General features: G+C 41.9%; 18 protein-coding genes. All 18 read left to right on the top strand.

What is annotated here, in order from left to right; translation table 11 throughout:
* Window positions 1-6 precede the first annotated feature (6 nt).
* The 18 genes from ACYP5M_RS02585 to ACYP5M_RS02670 all read left to right on the top strand — a co-directional run bounded on the left by ACYP5M_RS02585 (window position 7) and on the right by ACYP5M_RS02670 (window position 20,282).
* Window positions 7-1,182, top strand: coding sequence for an acyl-CoA dehydrogenase family protein (locus ACYP5M_RS02585; RefSeq protein ID WP_057277806.1), 1,176 nt, complete (start codon window positions 7-9; stop codon window positions 1,180-1,182).
* 20 nt (window positions 1,183-1,202) lie between these two features.
* Window positions 1,203-1,967 (top strand): SDR family oxidoreductase, encoded by a 765-nt coding sequence (locus ACYP5M_RS02590; protein WP_459734599.1) that lies wholly within the window; start codon window positions 1,203-1,205, stop codon window positions 1,965-1,967.
* An 18-nt stretch (window positions 1,968-1,985) separates the two neighbouring features.
* Window positions 1,986-2,438 (top strand): MaoC family dehydratase N-terminal domain-containing protein, encoded by a 453-nt coding sequence (locus ACYP5M_RS02595; RefSeq protein ID WP_101221909.1) that lies wholly within the window; start codon window positions 1,986-1,988, stop codon window positions 2,436-2,438.
* Window positions 2,435-2,836 (top strand): MaoC/PaaZ C-terminal domain-containing protein, encoded by a 402-nt coding sequence (locus ACYP5M_RS02600; protein WP_057914834.1) that lies wholly within the window; start codon window positions 2,435-2,437, stop codon window positions 2,834-2,836. The genes ACYP5M_RS02595 and ACYP5M_RS02600 overlap by 4 nt, the downstream gene beginning before the upstream one ends.
* A gap of 128 nt (window positions 2,837-2,964) precedes the next feature.
* Window positions 2,965-4,662 carry a sigma-54 interaction domain-containing protein gene (locus ACYP5M_RS02605; RefSeq protein ID WP_459734600.1) on the top strand — a complete coding sequence of 566 codons (1,698 nt, stop codon included), beginning with the start codon at window positions 2,965-2,967 and terminating at the stop codon, window positions 4,660-4,662.
* Between the two features lie 792 nt (window positions 4,663-5,454).
* Window positions 5,455-6,318, top strand: a complete 864-nt coding sequence (locus ACYP5M_RS02610; protein ID WP_230176387.1) for a branched-chain amino acid ABC transporter permease — start codon at window positions 5,455-5,457, stop codon at window positions 6,316-6,318.
* 1 nt (window position 6,319) lies between these two features.
* Window positions 6,320-7,315: a branched-chain amino acid ABC transporter permease gene (locus tag ACYP5M_RS02615; RefSeq protein WP_434169461.1), complete on the top strand. Its 996-nt coding sequence runs from the start codon at window positions 6,320-6,322 to the stop codon at window positions 7,313-7,315.
* On the top strand, window positions 7,312-8,082 hold the full coding sequence (locus ACYP5M_RS02620) for an ABC transporter ATP-binding protein (RefSeq protein WP_402942516.1): 771 nt from the start codon (window positions 7,312-7,314) through the stop codon (window positions 8,080-8,082). The genes ACYP5M_RS02615 and ACYP5M_RS02620 overlap by 4 nt, the downstream gene beginning before the upstream one ends.
* Complete coding sequence (locus ACYP5M_RS02625) at window positions 8,075-8,782, top strand: ABC transporter ATP-binding protein (RefSeq protein WP_101221913.1); 708 nt, start codon at window positions 8,075-8,077, stop codon at window positions 8,780-8,782. The genes ACYP5M_RS02620 and ACYP5M_RS02625 overlap by 8 nt, the downstream gene beginning before the upstream one ends.
* Window positions 8,783-8,804: 22 nt before the next feature.
* On the top strand, window positions 8,805-9,986 hold the full coding sequence (locus ACYP5M_RS02630) for an ABC transporter substrate-binding protein (protein WP_459734601.1): 1,182 nt from the start codon (window positions 8,805-8,807) through the stop codon (window positions 9,984-9,986).
* A gap of 272 nt (window positions 9,987-10,258) precedes the next feature.
* Window positions 10,259-11,167 (top strand): N-acetylmuramic acid 6-phosphate etherase, encoded by a 909-nt coding sequence (gene murQ, locus ACYP5M_RS02635; protein ID WP_459734893.1) that lies wholly within the window; start codon window positions 10,259-10,261, stop codon window positions 11,165-11,167.
* An 11-nt stretch (window positions 11,168-11,178) separates the two neighbouring features.
* Window positions 11,179-12,036, top strand: a complete 858-nt coding sequence (locus tag ACYP5M_RS02640; RefSeq protein ID WP_101221915.1) for a MurR/RpiR family transcriptional regulator — start codon at window positions 11,179-11,181, stop codon at window positions 12,034-12,036.
* A 32-nt stretch (window positions 12,037-12,068) separates the two neighbouring features.
* Entirely contained in the window at window positions 12,069-13,439 is a 1,371-nt protein-coding gene (locus ACYP5M_RS02645) for a PTS transporter subunit EIIC (RefSeq protein ID WP_459734602.1), read from the top strand.
* Window positions 13,436-14,446 (top strand): MupG family TIM beta-alpha barrel fold protein, encoded by a 1,011-nt coding sequence (locus ACYP5M_RS02650; protein ID WP_459734603.1) that lies wholly within the window; start codon window positions 13,436-13,438, stop codon window positions 14,444-14,446. Before ACYP5M_RS02645 ends, ACYP5M_RS02650 begins: the two co-directional genes overlap by 4 nt.
* A gap of 211 nt (window positions 14,447-14,657) precedes the next feature.
* On the top strand, window positions 14,658-16,598 hold the full coding sequence (locus tag ACYP5M_RS02655; RefSeq protein ID WP_459734604.1) for a glycoside hydrolase family 3 protein: 1,941 nt from the start codon (window positions 14,658-14,660) through the stop codon (window positions 16,596-16,598).
* 13 nt (window positions 16,599-16,611) lie between these two features.
* Window positions 16,612-17,850 carry an exo-beta-N-acetylmuramidase NamZ family protein gene (locus tag ACYP5M_RS02660; RefSeq protein ID WP_434169465.1) on the top strand — a complete coding sequence of 413 codons (1,239 nt, stop codon included), beginning with the start codon at window positions 16,612-16,614 and terminating at the stop codon, window positions 17,848-17,850.
* 190 nt (window positions 17,851-18,040) lie between these two features.
* The gene (nagE, locus tag ACYP5M_RS02665; RefSeq protein ID WP_459734605.1) at window positions 18,041-19,516 is read left to right on the top strand and encodes an N-acetylglucosamine-specific PTS transporter subunit IIBC; all 1,476 of its coding nucleotides are present in this window, start codon (window positions 18,041-18,043) and stop codon (window positions 19,514-19,516) included.
* A gap of 337 nt (window positions 19,517-19,853) precedes the next feature.
* Window positions 19,854-20,282: a DUF1801 domain-containing protein gene (locus ACYP5M_RS02670; RefSeq protein ID WP_230176382.1), complete on the top strand. Its 429-nt coding sequence runs from the start codon at window positions 19,854-19,856 to the stop codon at window positions 20,280-20,282.
* Window positions 20,283-20,300: the final 18 nt, after the last annotated feature.

The raw sequence follows: 20,300 nt of genomic DNA on the forward strand, positions 1-20,300 counted from the left end.
GTTAATATGGATTTACGACTATCAGATGAACAAAAAATGGTACAAAAAACAATACGCAAGTTCGTGGAAAATGAATTGATACCCTTGGAAAATGAAGTGCTTCGCAATGAAATGGCAGGGAAGCCTAGTTTACCAGAGGGAACATTGAAAGATTTACAGGAAAAAGCAAAAAAAGCTGGGTTTTGGGGCATCAATACCCCAGAGGAATATGGCGGGGCAGACTTAGGGCAGCTTATGATGGCAATTGTCTTGATGGAAGTATCAAAAACGTTTGTACCATTCAGCTTTGGAGGTTCGGCTGATAACATACTTTATTATGCAAATGAAGAACAGAAACAGAAATATCTGATTCCTACTATTAATGGTGAGAAAAAGTCCTGTTTTGCCATGACGGAGCCGGGGGCTGGGTCTGATACGCGAAATATTAAAATGACGGCAGTAAAAGAAGGGAATGAATGGGTGCTTAACGGAGAAAAAACATTCATCACTGGAGGAAATGATGCCGATTTCGTCATGGTCATTGCTGTAACTGACAAAGAACGTCATCAAGCAACCGGGACGGAAGGGGTAACCTGTTTCATTGTAGACCGTGATATGGGCTGGAGATCAGAATATATCAATACGATGGGAGAATGGGGACCGGCGGGTTTAGTTTTTGATAATGTCAGGGTACCCGAAGAAAACATCTTAGGGGAAGTGCATGGCGGTTATAAACTAGGCTTGGAATGGATTGGGTTTGCAAGATGGATCGTGGGCGCACGTGCTGTTGGTTCGGCAGAAAGATTGCTGCAAATGGCTATAGAATACGCTAAAGAACGAGTAACTTTCGGTAAACCGATCGCGGAGCGCCAGGCCATTCAATGGCAGATAGCTGATTCGGCCGTAGAAATTGAAGCTGCAAGATGGCTTGTATTGAATGCGGCTTTTACACTTGATAATGGAGAAGACAACCGCCATTTAGCTTCAATGGCTAAACTCTATGGAGCCAATATGGGGAATCGGGTCGTTGATCGTGTATTGCAGATTCACGGTGGCATGGGCTATACGAAGGAGCTTCCCATCGAACGTTGGTACCGCGAAGCCAGGCTTTGGAGGATTTATGATGGTACGGATGAAATACAGCGTATGATCATTTCCCGAAATTTGATTAAGGGACATGTTAAAGTAGGGCAATTTTTATAATAGATTAGGAGGAAACGATTATGACAGGGAGATTTTCAGGGAAAACGGCATTAGTTACAGGTGGAAGCAGGGGGATTGGCCGGGCGATCGTCGAACTATTTGCCAGTGAAGGCGCAAACGTAGCGATTATGGATATCAACGAAGAGGTTTTGACATCAACGGGAAATGAATTAAGGGATAAGGGTTATACCATTTTTATAAAAGTTGCCAATGTAGTCAATCCCGAAGAAGTGGAAGCATCCATAACAGAAATAGCCGACACATTCGGATCGCTTGATATTCTCGTGAATAATGCTGGGGTCATCCGGGATAATCTACTTTTCAAAATGACCGATTCAGATTGGCAGACGGTAATGGATGTGCATTTAAAAGGTACTTTCAATGCAGTACGTGCTGCCCAGAAGCATATGGTTGCAAATAAATACGGAAGAATCATCAATATATCATCCACCTCGGCCCTCGGGAACCGCGGGCAGGCTAATTATTCAGCTGCTAAAGCCGGACTTCAGGGGTTAACAAAAACACTGGCAATCGAACTGGGCAAATACGGGATAACGGCTAATTCGGTAGCACCAGGTTTTATCGAAACCGAAATGACGAAAGAAACAGCTAGGCGGGTGGGAGTGAGTTTTGAGCAATTCATCCAGGACAGGGCAAACAGTATTCCTGTTGCCAGAAGCGGTTTGCCAAGTGATATCGCTCATGCTGTTGCATTCTTTGCCGATGAAGCATCCTCATTCATTAGCGGGCAGGTTTTATATGTTGCGGGCGGTCCAAAAAATTAAGGGAAAAGGCGGGATGTTATGTTCAACGAAAGTATTGGAAAACGATCCAACCCCGTTAAAAATATAGTTGAACGGGGAGCCGTTAAAAAATTCGCATTATCGATTGGTGATCCCCACCCAATTTTCATAGATGAAGAAATAGGCAGGCAATCAAGGTACGGAACGAATATCGCTCCACCAACTTTCCCAAGGGTCTTTGATTTTGGGACGATTGAAAGCTTAAATCTACCGAATAAAGGGTTGATTCACGGTGAGCAGATATATCGCTATAACAGGCCGCTGAAGGTAGGGGAAGAAATCACCTGTTATACGGAAGTGAAAGACTATTATGAGAAAAAAGGAAAACAAGGGGAAATGGGATTTCTAGCCTTTAAAAATTATGGGACGGATGCAAATGGGGAAATCGTCTTCACTGCTGAACAGCTTGTCATTATAAATGAAACGATCAGAAGGATGGTGATGAGTAAGTGACGACATTAACCGAACTGCATATTGGTGACTCGTTACATTCCATCGAGCTTGCGCCTGTAACGCGACTGGACCTCATTAAATATGCCGGCGCATCAGGTGATTTCAATCCCATTCATACGATTGATGAGGAAGCAAAAAATGCTGGTCTTCCCGGTATCATCGCGCATGGAATGTGGACGATGGGAAACCTCGCAAAGCTTTTCAGTAATCTATATGAAATTGGTTTTATCGAAGAATACAAGATTCGTTTCAAAGGTATGGTTTTCTTGAATGATGTCATAACTCTTCAAGCGGATCTAAAAGAAAAAAATGGGGATAGATATTTTTTCAACGTTGCGGCCACTAACCAGTCAGGTAAGGAAGCAATCAGTGGAGAGGTTATTTTTAAGACTTACTGAGGGAAAGTAGTGATGAAAATTATTTCATCACTACTTTTTTTGGAGCGAAATTCGACAATTTTAAAGGAGTTTCGAAAATTATCCAGAATTGTACTTAAAAAGAATTCTTTTTGCGGCGGTGAATAGTAATGAATCAAGTGAAACAGGATTCTCGGATTAATTTGCTCAAAGAGTCGACCATCCCTGCACTAGTCGTGGATTCTGAAAATCGGATAAAGGATTGGGGCAACTATTTTAATCAATCGTTAAGTCAGGATGGTAATAATACACTAACCGAACAATTCGATGAGTGGCAATTTCTCGATAATAAAAGGCTTGCAGCTGCAAGGCTGCATGATAAGCGGTTTTTATTTTTATTAATGAAACAAATGGATGCTGACAATATTCTATATATAGGCAGTGAAACAGAATTTTTGGACGATTTATTGATTGATGCGCATGAAACGGATAAATTGAATCGCGCACTGGATGCCATTATCGAAAATTCCTATGATGGAATATACATCACCGATCAAGATGGAATCACGCTTTATACCAATTCGGCAATTGAACGGATCACGGGCATACCAAAAGAGTATTATATCGGCAAATCGGTGGACCAATTAATTAAACGCGGCATACTGAATGCTTCGGTGACGCATAAGGTAGTGAAGCTGAGACGAACGGTATCAGTCGTACAGGATAATTTTGCTGGAAAGGAAACATTGATTACAGGAAGTCCCGTTTTTAATGCAGAAGGGGAAATAGAGCAAGTCGTTACGAATATAAGAGATTTATCCGATTTAAATGAACTGATGCACGAGTTGACGAAAGTAAATGAACTGAATAATCAATATAAGCAGGAAATTGAAAAACTGCGGAAGATAACAAGCAAGGATGGAGTCGTATTTGTCAGTGATAAAATGAAAATGATTTATGAAATTGCTGAAAGAATATCGGATATTGATGCGACAGTACTCATTCTGGGAGAAACGGGTGTTGGAAAGGATGTCCTTGCCCGCAATATTTATAATCGGAGCATCCGATCTAAAAAAGGAGATTTCATCAAAATAAATTGTGGGGCAATTCCTGCTGATTTATTGGAATCCGAGCTCTTTGGATATGAAGGAGGGGCATTTACCGGAGCCAATCAAAAAGGCAAACCAGGGATGTTTGAGCTTGCAGAGAGTGGGATCTTATTCCTGGATGAAGTTGGTGAGCTTCCCCTGCAACTTCAAGTGAAGCTGCTTCGGGCCCTTCAGGAAAGGGAGATTCAAAGAATCGGTGGAACAAAGCCAAAGAAGATCGATGTTCGCATAATAGCAGCCACGAACAGAAATCTATCGGAAATGGTCAAAGCGGGTGAGTTTCGTGAAGACCTCTTTTATAGGCTGAATGTCATTCCGATTACGATTCCTCCTCTACGGGAAAGAAGAGAGGATATCTTGGCATTGACTGACTTATTTTTAACAAAAGCAAACGAACAATATAAATTCTCAAAAGAAATAGATTCGCGGTTGAAGGAATATTTTTATCAACATGATTGGCCAGGAAATGTCCGTGAATTGATTAATATAGTGGAAAGGCTCGTCGTGCTGACGGATAATCAAATATTATCGATTAACGACCTTCCGGAAGAATATCAGCCGGAAAATCGGAATCAGCCGAACCTCAATGCTACCCTAACTTTAAAAGAAGCGGTGGAAAGAGCCGAAAAGGAAATCTTGACGAAAGCGGCTCAAACCTACCAAACTACATATGAAATCGCAGAGGCCCTAGATTCCAGTCAGGCAACAATTGTGAGGAAACTTAAAAAATACCGATTAAAGGTCAGCGGAAAAGAATAGGTGAGTTTGAACAGCACCTCCATTGTTGGAAACCATCCAACAATGGAGGGTGCTGTTTTTTTGTGCATTTTAACCTGGACTTGCTTAAAACGATTAAGGTTGTGAAGGTTATTATTGGATTCCTTTCATTTAATGTCTTCATTTAATTATTTTATTGATTCAGAAATGATTTTTTCAGTCAATAGTGAATGACGGAAATCCCGTATGGAATCGTTACTTTTGATTTTTACAATTCAATAATGAATTCACTGACTGGTGAATAGCCTAATTGTCGGTGAGTTCATGTTGGCACGGCACTTGCATTTATAATACAAGAAATAATCTACATACAAGAAATAATCTACATACAGGAAATTAATCTGCGTAATGGTCCTTTAGTGGTGTGGAAGGGGTGAACGAACAAGACGATTACCATGGGTAAACCGTTATTAAAGTGAAGTTGTAATCATTTGGCTATCCCTAAAATCAGCATCTGCTTGTCTGCACAATCGTACAGCCTAGATTCATAAGGCAGAATGAATGAGGACAAAACGTCATGTACTGTAATAAGTTGTCATTATAAATGAAAGCGCTAACAAACAATCGGGTGTTTTTTTCGCTACACCTAATCTTTATCTGTAGGTGGAGAATATAGGGAAATAATACTTACTATTCCTCCCCGGGAGGTTGAGCCTGTGAGGGAAAAATTAAAATGTTTTTCATCACAGAGGTGTGCTTTCAAAATATGGACAGGATGGTAGGCCAGGGAATGAACAGCAAAGTGAAATTCAATAATTTTCAAGGAGGAAGTAAATGGAAATTTTGATTCAGCAGCTTTTTAATGGTTTGACGATTGGCAGCGTATATAGTCTTGTTGCCCTGGGATTGACGCTAGTATATGGAATATTGCATATCCCGAACTTTGCCCACGGTGCCCTATATATGTTGGGTGGATATATCACGTTATCAATGATGACCTTATATGGGGTCAATTACTGGATTGCCATGTTCGTATCCATTATCGTTGTTGGTTTGTTGGGAGTCCTTTTGGAACGTTTCGTGTTTCGCCTGTTAAGGGAGGCACCTCCATTGCACGATAAGATAGCGGCAATCGGAATTCTCCTTTTTCTTGAAGCCTTTGCCCAATTTGTCTGGGGTGCCGACTTCCATACAATGACTTCTCCATATGGCCAAGTGGTCAATATCATGGGCCTGACGTTCACACTTCAGCGATTATTGATCATCATATCAGCTATCGCAGTGATGGTTTTACTTTACCTTTTCCTAAAGAAAACTTATGCCGGCTCGACGATTATAGCGATGTCCCAAAGCCGTGAAGGTGCTTCATTAGTGGGAATCAACATTAATAAAGTCGCAATGCTTACCTTCATGATATCGGGAGGATTAGCAGCCATCGCTTCATCCCTTGCATCACCGATTAACCTTGTTTTTCCCGGCATGGGGCATTTAGTCATCCTAAAAGCATTCGTCATTATCATATTGGGCGGGATGGGGAGCATCCCGGGGGCGATCGTAGGCGGATATATCCTAGGTTTCAGTGAGAGCCTGGGCGCAACTTATATTTCAAATGATTATAAAGACATAATTGCATTCATTCTTTTAGTCGTAATATTAACCGTGAAACCAACAGGTCTTTTTGCCAAGGGGGAGAGGTAGCGTGAAGATATTAACGAAAAGAAATGGGATTTTCGCACTTATCATCTTTGCTTTTTCATTCCCCTTTATCGCTCAAAACGATTATTATCTCCATATGCTGACACTTTCGTTCATCTGGGCGATAGCTGTTTATGGAATCAATTTATTATCAGGATATACTGGATATCTCTCGCTTGCACATGCTGGATTTTTTGCGATTGGAGCATATTCACTTGGCCTCCTGACGGTAAAAGCGGAAATGAACTTTTGGCTGGCACTTGTATGTGCATGCTTAATCACATGTGCAATTGGGTTTTTAATCGGTTTGATCGCGCTGAGGACAAAGGAACACTTTTTCGCGATTTATACCCTATGTGTGGGTTACATCATATATCTGGTCATCGATAAATGGGAAGGACTTACAGAGGGGGTTAGGGGATTGATCGGTATCCCTGCTCCTGGCAATATAGGGCCGATCACCTTCGATACTGCAGCATCCCAATATTATCTAGTCCTCATTTTCCTGCTTGCAGTCATTTTAGTCGTGTATCGAATTATACGCTCGTTGACCGGCAGGACGTATATGGCCATCAGGAACAGCGAGGACCTTGCAAAAACCATTGGTATATCCACAATGAAGAATAAGTTAACCGCATTTGTCCTTTCCACATTCTTTGCAGGTTTGGCAGGTGCTTTGTATGCTTCATTCATTCGTTTCATTGGACCTGATATCGGATCAACCGCCATAATGTTCGATCTATTGATGTATTTATTGGTTGGTGGAATCGGGACACTTTCAGGTCCTTTGGTAGGAACATTATTGTTAGTAATCCTTTCGCAAAATCTGCAATTCCTTCAAGAATATCGAATGTTGATATTCGGGCCATTGCTTACGGTGATCATAATCTTTTATCCGCGCGGAATCGCAGGTGCCTTCTTTGATTGGAAAAGAAAGCGAAAAGATAATGAACTGTCCAGGGTGAGAAGCGAAATGCACATAAAAGCTGAGGAGGGATGAATTTGCTAATCGAAACGAAGAGTTTGACAAAGCGGTTTGGAGGATTGGCGGCCGTCAATAATGTGGATTTTACGATTGAAAAAGGTAGAATCAATGCAATAATCGGACCAAATGGTGCAGGGAAATCAACATTTTTCAACTTGATCAGTGGCTTTCATCGACCAACTTCCGGGACGGTCCTTTTTAAGGGGATTGATATCACCAAACTTCCTGCCAATGAAATAGCGGGGCTCGGAATTTCAAGAACCTTTCAAACGACAAGTCTTTTTGATCAAACGACCGTGTTGGATAATGTCATTGTCGGTCATAGGCTGCGAACCAAATCCAATCTGGTGGATGCCATTCTAAGAACAAAACGTTTAAAACGGGAGGAAGCGGCTTGCAGGGATAAGGCAATGGAAGTTCTTGATATTGTCGGATTGACGAAATCGGCTGACAGAATGGTCTCCAGCATCTCGCAGGAGGAAAAGAAACGGACAGCCATTGCCCTTGCCCTTGCGACTGAGCCGGAAATTATCTTTCTTGATGAACCTGCTGCGGGAATCAACCCTGATGAAACGGAAGGCTTGACAGAACTGATTAAAAAATTGAATCGATCGGGACTGACCGTTTGTTTAATCGAGCACAAAATGCATATGATCATGAACTTGGCAGACCACATCATGGTCCTTAATTACGGAGAAAAAATTGCCGAGGGCACACCTAAGGAAATCCGCGGAAATGAAGCGGTGATTAAAGCCTATTTAGGAGGGAGTGCCAGTGCTTAAGTTAACCGATGTCGCCGTGAATTATGGTAGTTTCACTGCGATAAAACATGTGAATATCGAAGTTGCCAAGGGAGAGATCGTTGTTTTGTTGGGAGCTAATGGGGCAGGAAAAAGCACGACTTTTCGTTCCATAAGCGGAATCAGTAAGCTGTCCAAGGGGGAAATTCATTTTCTGGGCATGCCGATAGCGGGCCGTGCCCCGGACAAGAATGTTCGGGAGGGAATCGTCCAGTGTGCCGAAGGACGTAAACTGTTTCCACAAATGACCGTCCAGGAAAATCTGAGGATGGGTGCTTATGTGCATCGAAAGAAGAAAGCGGAGATCAAGGATTCCTTGGAATACGTCTATCACTTATTCCCGATTTTAAAAGAAAAGCATCATGATGAAGCGGGAAGCCTGAGCGGCGGGCAACAGCAGATGCTCGCAATTGGAAGAGCTTTGATGTCGAAACCTAAATTGTTGATGCTTGATGAGCCTTCGGTGGGACTCGCTCCACTTATTGTTGAACAAATGTTTCGGGTCATTGAAGAAATAAACCGCGAAGGAATCACGGTCCTGCTTGCTGAACAAAACGCGAATGCTGCTCTCGGCATTGCAGATAAAGGATATGTTTTTGAAAATGGGGAAATTGTCGTTCAAGGGACAGCAAGTGAGTTATTAGCCAATGATGAAGTAAGGAAAGCGTATATTGGAGCCTGAAAAAATTGAATGGGGGATTTTCATGAAAAAACTGAACGTATTATTTATTTTTCTCCTGCTAATGATCACTGTGTTGACTGGGTGCAATAAAGGGGATAGCACTGTGTCAAGCAGTGGCAGTAAAGGTAAAAGTGATAATGTCGTTAACATCGGTTTTAGCGGTCCTTTAAGCGGTGCGGCAGCGTTATATGGGAAAAGGACATTGAATGGTGTAGAAATGGCTGTCAATGAAATTAATGATGCTGGTGGGTTTGAAGTAGATGGTAAGAAATACACATTGAATTTAGTTTCGTTGGATGATAAATACCTTCCAAATGAAACAGGGTCGAATGCTAAACGGTTAATTCAGGAATATGATACGCCGATCATTTTCACGCCTCATAGCGGAGGTGTGCTGGCACTTCAGGTTTTTAATGAACAAGAGGAATTCATAATTGGGGCATATACGAGTGAACCGGCAGTGACCGAAAGCGGAAATTCATTAACCGTTCGAATTCCACCGAATTACGAGGGGTATATTGAACCTTTTACAACATATGCAATGGAACATTTCGGCAAGAAGATTGCCGCTTTGCCAACATCTTCGCAATACGGTAAAGACTGGACGGAGGCCGTGCTCCCACATTGGGAAAAGCAAGGCGGAAAAGTCGTTTATAATTCATCGATTGATTTCGCCAAAGAAACCGATTTCTTTACGATTGTCACCAATGCCTTGAAAAAAGATCCTGATGTGCTATTTATCGGTGGTGCTTCGGAACCTACGGCAAAAGTAGCGAAGCAAGCTCGGGAGCTAGGATTTAAGGGTGGTTTCATCATCATGGATCAAGCAAAGCTGGATCAAATGAAGCCGATTGCAGGGTCATATGAAACATTGGAAGGCTCGATTGGCGTTTTGCCACTGATGGACTCAGATGAAGAAGCAATACCTGCTTTCGTTGAGAAATATCAAAAGAATTATAAGGAAGATCCAAGCTCAGAAGTAGGATTGAATTATATCGCCATGTATGCGTTTGTGGAAGCGATGAAATCTGCAGGCAGCGTTGATGATGCCAAGGCCATCCGTAAGCATATGCAAGATGGACTTTCCAATATAGGACCAGATCAAAAAATATACGATATTCCCTCGATTGATGAAAATGGAGGATTTGCATCAACTATTGTCGTCGGTGCAGTAGAAAATGGGAAAGTAGTCCCTGTCCGTTAACTGGGTAAAGGAATGAGGTATCCTGGGGCCGAAGTAGTATACTAGTTTGGCATTTTATTATATAACTTGTGCGTGTATCGTTCCCAAGTTTGGGGACGGTACACGTTTTTTTATTGTTGAAAAAATCCTGTGGTGCAAGATCACCAAAAATATCTTGTATCCGAGTAATGAAAACGCTATCATTGAATATAATATGAAATATAATTTCATTATTTTCTATTAAAAAATGAAATTATATTTAAGTAATTGTTTATGGGAGGATTTAATTGTCTATGGAAGAACATTTGCGTTCATTAACGACTGAATTACGGAACGAAAAGACAATGAATATCGACAGTGTAAATACGATGGAAATCATTTCTGCAATCAATAAAGAAGATTTTAAAGTGGCAGCAGCGGTTGAGGAGGTATTGTCAGAAATTAAAACGGTGGTTGAATGGGCTTGCGAATCGTTAAAAAAAGGGGGGAGGCTCATATACATCGGAGCAGGAACGAGCGGAAGACTCGGTGTGCTGGATGCGGTGGAATGTCCCCCGACTTTCAGCACACCGCCTGATAGGGTACTGGGAATAATCGCAGGAGGCGAAAAGGCGTTTGTTCGGGCTGTTGAAGGAGCAGAGGATAAAGAAGAGTTTGGGGAATGTGATCTGATGGATGTGGGCCTTACAGCAAATGATACGGTTATTGGCATTGCGGCAAGCGGTCGTACCCCTTATGTGAAGGGCGCTTTACGTTATGCAAGAAAAGTCGGGGCTAAAGCGGTTGCTTTATCATGCAATAAAAACGCGAGCATCACAGAAGCAGCGGATATAGGGATTGAAGTGGTTGTCGGACCGGAAGTGTTAACAGGATCCACGAGAATGAAAGCCGCAACCGCACATAAAATGGTACTCAATATGATTTCAACGGCAACCATGATCCGGCTGGGAAAAGTCTATGAAAATCTGATGGTAGATGTAAATGTCAGTAATCAAAAACTGAAGGACCGTGCAATAAGCATCATAGAAACTGTAACGAATGCTGACTATGATCAAGCATTGAATACGCTTGAAAAGGCAAATAATCAAGTTAAGCCAGCGATTGTCATGATAAAAACGGCAACAGATTATGAAAAAGCAATGGAGTTACTGGAAAATGCTGATGGAGATGTCAGAAAAGCCATCTCAATCTATGAAGATTAAGGAGGGAAGAAATGGCTACAGGAGGATTATCAATCATACAGACAATGTTGAGCAAGCTGCCGCAATCTGAACAAAAACTAGCAGAATATATTCTCAAGAATCCTCATGAAGTTGTGAACAGCACTGTACAGGAATTAAGTACGTCTGCCCAAACAAGCGGGGCTGCTGTTATTAGGTTGTGTAAGTCGCTTGGCATAAAAGGATTTCAAGATCTGAAAATAAGGATTGCTGGAGATTTGATGAAGACCGTTGAACAGGGCTACCGGGATATCGAACCTTCCGAATCACTGTATCGGATTGTTGAGAAAACAACGAGTAATTCGATTCAGACCATCCGGGACACATCTGAAATAATCGATCACGATAATCTCAAACATGCGATAACGCTAATGCTGAATGCTAAAACTGTCCACTTTTGCGGTGTCGGTGCTTCGAATATAGTTGCGGCTGATGCTCAGCAAAAATTACTTCGCATCAATAAAGGGGCAACGGCTTTTACAGATATGCATTTAGTTGCAACCTTGATTGCAAATGCTGATGAAAATGATATCGTTTTTGCCATTTCATTCTCAGGGGAAACACCTGAAGTTGTCAATATATTGAAGCTGGCAAAAGAACGTGGGGTAAAGACGATTGGGCTGACTCATTATGGCCAAACAACGGTATCTTCTTTGTGTGACGCTACACTGTATACATCCTTTTCGAATGAAGCACCGTTTCGAAGTGCAGCCACATCCTCACGATTGGCACAATTATATATGATTGACATTTTGTTTTTGGGGATGGCTTCAGAGCAATATGAAGAGACTGTCCAATATATTGATAACACCAGGTCTGCCATTAAATCGATGACAGATCGATATAAATGATTGATACGAGATTTGACAAAGGGGGCTTTTGAATGGGTAAGGGGGATAAGTACGCCAGTTTAGCCGAAGAATTATTGGGGAAATTAGGCGGGGCATCAAATGTTGCCGATGCTGCACATTGTATGACCAGACTAAGGGTATTGCCAATCGATCGTTCGAAAGTAAAAATGGAAGATATAAAAAATACTGAAGGCGTTTTTGGCGTCATTGAAGAGGAAACGATACAAATCGTCCTCGGTCCAGGCGTGGTGAACAAGGTTCATGCAGAATTTGAAAAGCTTTTGGAAGATTATTCAGGCAATTTGAACTTAAAGGAAGTAGCCTCGAAGAATAAATCAGAGATTGATAGGAAAAATGCAAAACCTTTTAAACTTTTTTTACGCAGGATTGCAAGTATTTTCATCCCTTTAATTCCCGCCCTAGTGGCATCAGGTTTGATAACCGGTATTACAAAAGCAATCGTTCAAGCAGGCTGGCTAGCAGCAGAATCACAATTAGCCATCATTTTAACCGTTATCGGATCGGGGCTGTTTGCCTACTTGGGGATTTTGGTTGGGACCAATGCAGCAAAAGAATACGGTGGATCACCTGCACTAGGTGCACTTGCAGGCATTTTGGTCATCAACCCCGCTGTCGGTGACATTTCATTGTTCGGTGAAAATTTGCTCCCTGGCCGCGGTGGGTTGATAGGAGTCCTCTTTGCAGCTATTTTCATAGCCTTGGTGGAAAAACAGGTCAGGAAATTCATTCCTCAATCACTGGATATCATTTTGACGCCAACCATCGCTTTACTCATTACTGGGATTGTCACTTACATTGTATTTATGCCGGTAGGTGGGTTTTTATCGGATGCCATTACGACTGGGTTATTGAATGTATTGGATTTCGGCGGTGTTGTAGCTGGATTCGTCCTTGGTGCAGCCTTCCTCCCTCTCGTCATTACTGGTTTACATCAAGGTTTAACGCCTGTCCATCTAGAATTGATAAATTCGATTGGAGATGATCCACTGCTTCCCATTTTGGCGATGGGTGGCGCGGGCCAAGTGGGAGCGGCATTTGCCATCTATATGAAAACGAAGAAAGCAAGTTTGAAGAGAGCAATCGGAGGAGGCCTTCCTTCCGGGATGCTAGGTATCGGCGAACCTCTTATATTTGGAGTGACCCTGCCATTGGGCCGGCCTTTCTTAACGGCATGTTTAGGTGCAGGAGTAGGCGGAGCATTCCAGGCTCAATTCGGAATCGCAACGTCGTCCATCGGTGTGTCCGGACTGCCGCTTACCTTTTTAGTTCATCCAAATCAAATCGCTCTGTTCCTCGCTGGACTGTTCATTTCCTATATAGCAGGATTTATTTTTACGTATCTGTTTGGATTTAATGATGAAATGGCGCTTGAATTCAAGTGATCGGAATCTCTTTTTATCTACAAGACCCGCATGCAGAAACACAAATCAAACATGCTGCTGACCTGGGAGTGAAGAGAGCATTTACCTCGCTTCATATTCCTGAAGAAAAGGGCGAACTGGTAAAGAGAATGATCAGGCTTTTAAAGCTTTCAGAGTCCTGCGGAATGGAAATCCATGCAGATGTCTCAATAAAAACGCTTGATCATTTGGGGATTAGCAAATTTACGGATTTATGGAGATTAGGTATTAAAGGTATTCGCCTTGATGATGGATTTGATAAAGAAACGGTCATATCCTTATCCAAGGTGTTTTCACTTTCACTGAATGCAAGCACGTTGAATGAAGATGAACTTTTAGCCGTGCTTGGAGGCGGTGTGGAACCGGAAAATCTGATAGCTTGGCACAACTTTTATCCAAGGCCTGAAACGGGCCTTGAGGAAGAATTCTTTCATGAACAAAATCAAATGTTCATGAAATACGGCATTCCGATCTTTGCTTTCATCCCAGGTGCAGGAAGTAAACGCGGTCCAATTCATGAAGGTCTTCCAACGCTTGAAAAACACAGGTTGATGAATCCTTACGCTGCCGGTATCGAGCTGTTTCAGCATGTGGAAGGAGTTTACGTTGGAGATCAAGGAACGGAGAATAATCTGCTTGAGAATCTGACTGCCTATAAAAATCAAAATATTCTAACTGTTAGAGCGGAATCCCGACTCTTACAAAGCGGTCAGTACGAATTGAGGCCAGATGTTTCTCAAGATGTTTTCCGGCTGCAGAATACCCGGCTCACAGCAAATGTTGAGCCGAGTAATACAGTTGCACGCAGCCTTGGATCCATAACGATGGACAATGATGGTTACGGAAGGTATCGGGGAGAGGTCCAAATTTGCAAGAGAGACCTAGGGGCAAATCATCGAGTTAATGTGATTGGGCGAATTATAGAAGAAGATATTCCCTTGCTGTCCCTTCTAAAGCCTGGTCAAACGATAAAACTTATAATTGAGTGACCAATTGGGCTCTATGAATCAATTATACGGGGATAATAGGATATATTTCATGATGGCTTGTTAAAAGAGGCGGCAGACGGGATTCCCAATGCTGCCTTGGTTTCTTTATAGGATCTATATAGTTCTTTTCCATTCATTTATACCCCTTCATGAAAGTGGTTATGGAATTGCTGCTAACAGAGCTAGAAAGTATACAAGGGAGGAAGCCTAAATGATAAAAAGGATATGTGCCCCTGCTGGAATAGCATTATTCTTGGTTTTATCCATTCTGGGAGGGAATGCGACAGCAAAAGGATCAGAGACTGAAAAAAAAGTATCGGATATTCAGGGAATCGTAGCAAACATGACAGTCGATGAAAAAGTCGGTCAAATGCTCATGCCTGATTTTCGTAATTGGCAAAAACAAGGAGAAGCGAAGACGACGGGGTTTATTGAAATGAACTCAGAAGTTGCAAGCATCATCAAAAAATATCATCTGGGCGGTGTTATTCTGTTTGCAGAGAATGTAGTCGATACCGAACAAACGGTACGGCTCACCGATGGTTTGCAGATGGCAAGCCCGGACCTTCCGCTGTTCATAACGATTGATCAGGAAGGTGGAATCGTAACTCGCCTTCAAACTGGAACGAACCTTCCTGGAAATATGGCACTTGGTGCAGCCAGAAAAGAAAGTTATGCTTATCAATCCGGAGAAATCATTGGCAAGGAACTGTCGTCACTTGGCATAAATGTCAATTTCGGGCCGTCTGTCGATGTCAATAATAATCCTGGAAATCCCGTTATTGGCGTTCGTTCCTTCAGTTCTGATCCGGAACTTGTAGCAAAGCTGGGCATTCAAACGATAAAAGGATTGCAAAATCAGAACACGATAGCAACGACCAAGCATTTCCCCGGCCACGGAGATACAGCAGTCGATAGTCATTATGGTCTTCCCCTTGTTTCTCATGATAAAGAACGGTTGCGTTCCATCGAGTTGATGCCTTTCCAAAGGGCCATTGATGCTGGAGTTGATATGATGATGACTGCACATGTTCAGTTTCCTGCATTCGATGACACTACCTATATCAGTAAAAAAGACGGTCAAGAGATTATGGTTCCTGCAACGTTGTCACATAAAGTCATTACGGGTCTATTACGTGAAGAAATGGGTTTTGACGGTGTTGTGGTTACAGATGCATTGAATATGAAAGCCATCGCGGACAACTTCGGACAGGAAGAAGCCGTAGTCCTTGCCCTGAAGTCTGGTGTTGATATTGCATTGATGCCTGCACAGGTTAATTCGCTTCAAATGGAAAAGAATTTAACCTCTGTATTCAATGCAGTGAAGGCAGCAGTGGCAAGCGGGGAAATTCCTCTAAATCAAGTCAACCAATCTGTAACGAGGATCCTTGAACTAAAAGTGAAAAGAGGGATATTAAACCCTGATGAAACTCCGATCGATAAAAAAATCGAAACCGCGCTTCAAGTGGTAGGGAATGAAGATCATTTGAAAAAAGAACGGAAAATCGCGGAAGATGCCATCACCTTATTGAAAAATGAAGACAAAACATTACCTTTCAAACCTAAGAAAAATGATAAAGTTTTAATTCTTGCTCCTTTTGATGACCAAGTTGAATCCATGTCCAGGAGCATCAGCGAATTAGCTGATAAAAAGAAAATAAAGAAAGTCCAAATAACGGGTATGAGTTTTTCAGGAAAGTCATTTACTGATCAAGTGGCAAGGCTCATTGATGAATCGGACTTTGTCATAACTGGTTCCTATGTTGTCAAAAACGATCCGGCTGTCAATGATGGAGTGATCGATGATAGCATTCAAGATTCTTCGAAGTGGGCAACAGCCTTCCCTAGAGCGGTCATGAATCATGCTAATAAGAAAGATAAAGAATTTGTATTAATGAGTTTAAGAAACCCTTATGATGTTGCAAACTTTGAAGAAGCGAAAGCGGTTCTTGCTGTTTACGGGTTCAAAGGGTATTCGAATGGGCGTTATAGACAGCCGAATATCCCGGCAGGAATTTCGGCCATTTTTGGAGTATCAAAACCTAAAGGTACGTTGCCGGTTGATATACCATCAGTAATTAAGCCCTCTGAAAGTCTTTATAAATTTGGATATGGATTAGATATTAAATCTGGAAGACCCATTAGAAAATAGGGAGGGAAGCAGTTTGAAAAGAATGATAATCCTATTTACCATTTGTCTGTTGACTTTCGGCATTGTTTCCTCAAAAAGTGTAACCGCTGTTAAAGAGAAGAAAAAACAAAAGGTCAGTCCCGGTATTGAAGTCCTTTTAAAAGAAGAAAAGAACGTGTTAAGCGGAAAGAAAGTCGGCTTGATTACGAACCCAACTGGCATCGATTCAAAATTAACCAGCATCGTCGATCTACTTCATGATGATCCAGACATTAATTTGACAGCGTTATTTGGTCCTGAACATGGAGTGCGTGGAGATGCGCAAGCTGGTGCAAGCGTTGAATATTATATTGATGAAAAAACAGGGTTGCCTGTTTATAGCTTATATGGCAAAACGAAAAAACCGACGCCTGAAATGTTAAAGGATGTGGAGGTCCTTGTTTTTGATATCCAGGATGTCGGAACACGCTATTACACTTATATCTACACGATGGCATATGCAATGGAAGCAGCCAAAGAAAATGATATCCCCTTTATCGTGCTGGACCGGCCGAACCCACAGGGCGGGGAGTCGGTAGATGGGCCGGTACTTGAACCTGAATTCTCATCGTTTGTCGGTTTGTACCCAATACCGCTAAAGCATGGGATGACAGTTGGGGAACTCGCGACTTTGTTCAATAAGGAATTTAATATTGGTGCAGATCTAAAGGTCATCAAGATGAAAGGCTGGAAGCGAGATATGGACTATGATGATACTGGTCTCCCTTTTGTCTTGCCGTCACCGAATATGCCCGCAGTTTCCACTACTTTCGTATATCCGGCTACAGGCTTGATCGAGGGAACGAATGTCTCGGAAGGCAGAGGGACGACTAAACCATTCGAGTTGATTGGTGCTCCTTATATAAACAGTGATGAGCTTGCTGGGAAATTAAATGAATTAAGGTTACCTGGCGTAAAATTCAGGGCAGCCTCCTTTACACCTACATTTTCAAAACATGCAGGTAAACTCAGCCACGGAGTGGAAATTTATATAACGGATAGAGAGGAATTCAAGGCTGTCCCTACTGGACTTCACATCATCAAGACCATTCAGGATCTATATCCTGATGATTTCGAATTCCTTGCAGCCAAAAATTTCAATTTATTGATTGGCAATGGCTGGGTAATGTCCAGAATTGAAGAAGGTTCATCAGTAAATGAAATCATGAAGGAATATCAAGTAAAGCAGGATGCTTTTAAAAAAATTCGTAAAAACTACTTGCTCTATAAATAAGTGAAAAAAGAAAAGTCCGGTTGGACTTTTCTTTTTTTTTATGAACTTTTGATCGAGGAGTAAATCGCTAAGACTTTATTCCTGAATATAGCCAACTTTATATATGAAATGAAGTTCTAAAATGGAAGGAACCGCTGTCTAATAGAATATGGGGTTTGCCCTAAATAGTAATTGACAGGAGGAAAGCGGGATGAAAAAATATCTTCAAAAAATTGGACGTTCCTTGATGCTGCCAGTAGCCGTATTGCCGGCAGCCGCCATTTTAATGGGGATCGGTTATTGGATAGATCCGGCAGGATGGGGAGCGGGAAGTCCATTAGCGGCTTTCTTAATAAAAGCAGGTTCTTCGATTATAGACAATATGGCTATCTTGTTTGCTGTTGGAGTGGCGTTGGGGATGTCGAAAGGAAAAGATGGAGCCGCCGCTTTAAGCGGGCTGGTAGCCTATCTGGTTGTAACGACATTGCTTTCCACGGACTCTGTAGCGATGCTGCAGGGAATTGATGCAAAAGATGTAAATCCAGCATTTGTGAAAATAGAAAATGCATTTGTCGGAATCCTCTCGGGCCTTATAGCGGCAGCTATGTATAATCGGTTCAGTAAGGTCGAGCTGCCGGATGCACTCGCTTTCTTTAGCGGTAAACGCCTTGTCCCGATCCTTACTGCGGTTGTCATGTTACTGGTTTCCCTATTATTATTCTTCGTATGGCCGCTCATCTATTCCTGGTTAGTTATATTTGGGGAAGGAATAAGTGAATTAGGAGCTGCTGGAGCAGGACTCTATGGATTCTTTAATCGGCTTTTGATACCAACAGGTTTACATCATGCGTTAAACTCGGTATTCTGGTTCGATGTGATAGGACTTAACGATATCGGTAAATTCTGGGCTGGAACAGGAATAAAAGGAACCACAGGCATGTATCAAGCCGGATTCTTTCCCGTCATGATGTTCGGTTTGCCGGCAGCAGCTCTTGCCATGTACCATACGGCAAAATCACGGAAGAAAAAACAAGTTGCCTCATTAATGCTCGCAGCCGGTTTCGCTTCATTTTTCACAGGCGTTACTGAACCGTTGGAATTTGCTTTCATGTTTGTTGCACCAGCCCTATTCGTTGTGCATGCCTTATTAACAGGAATATCATTAGCTATTGCTGCGACTTTCCAATGGACAGCAGGTTTCGGTTTTAGTGCAGGATTCATTGACTTTGTTTTAAGTTCAAGGTTGCCATTGGCAAATGAACCGTATATGCTACTTCTTCAAGGACTGGCTTTTGCTGTCATCTACTATTTCTTATTCCGATTCTTGATTACAAGGTTCAATTTAATGACTCCCGGCAGAGAAGATGATACAGAAGATGAGCTTGATGGCGGAGGAGCGACTGCGGAAGCAGACAGCAGTCAAGGCGGGAATAATGAGAGTAAATTCTTTGGAATGGCTTCCGCTATTTATGAGGGATTAGGCGGAGACGCAAACGTTACATCTTTAGATAACTGCGTTACCCGTTTAAGAGTTGAAGTGGAAAATATGGGAGCTGTCAATCAGAATAAAATCAAATCAACAGGGGTTGCTGGAATCAATATCGTGGGTCCCCAAAGCATTCAAGTCATCGTAGGGACACAGGTACAATTCATAGCTGATGAAATTGAAAAAATCCGGCGGCAATAGGTCTGGATAAACTGCATTTTGCCTTTTAATGCAAAAATCTACGATCAGAATTATATTTTCTGATCGTAGAGATTTTTATGATAAGTACCGATTTTTAACGCAAAAAAGATTTATCTATATAACTCTGCTCTTAAAATAGAATAAAACGAATCAATGTTCTATAATATATAAGGGTATTGAATGAAGGATTTGCCATGAAGCGTGGAGAACTAGTAATGAAGATCCGCCAATCATTGATACATCGATGATGAAGGCTGTATACATATCAATCTAAAATACTGTGCAAGCGATATCTTATGAATTTTTTCTACCTTTTAATAAAAGGGAGGTTCCGGTCATGTATAAACAAAAAACCAAAGAAACTGACAGTAGTGTCATTGAGTTCATTGAGAACGTCGATAATCCGAAAAAACGTGAAGATGCATACGAATTGTTGGATGTTTTTACCGAAACGACAGGTTATGAGGCAAAGATGTGGGGACCGAGCATAATTGGGTTCGGTACCTATCATTATAAATATGAATCAGGTCACGAAGGCGATGCCCCCCTGGTAGGCTTCTCGCCTCGAAAAGCAAAAATCAGTTTATATTTTGCTACGGGAGACAAAGAAAGAGAAGAATTGTTACAGGCATTTGGTAAACACACTTCCGGAAAAGCGTGTGTGTACATCAATAAAGTGGCAGATATCGATATTAACGTATTGAAAGAATTGATTAATCAATCTGTCAAGTTTTTGAGAGATACATACCCGGACAATGAAATATAATAAAATGTATGTTTAAGA

The organism is Peribacillus sp. N1, assembly GCF_054600815.1.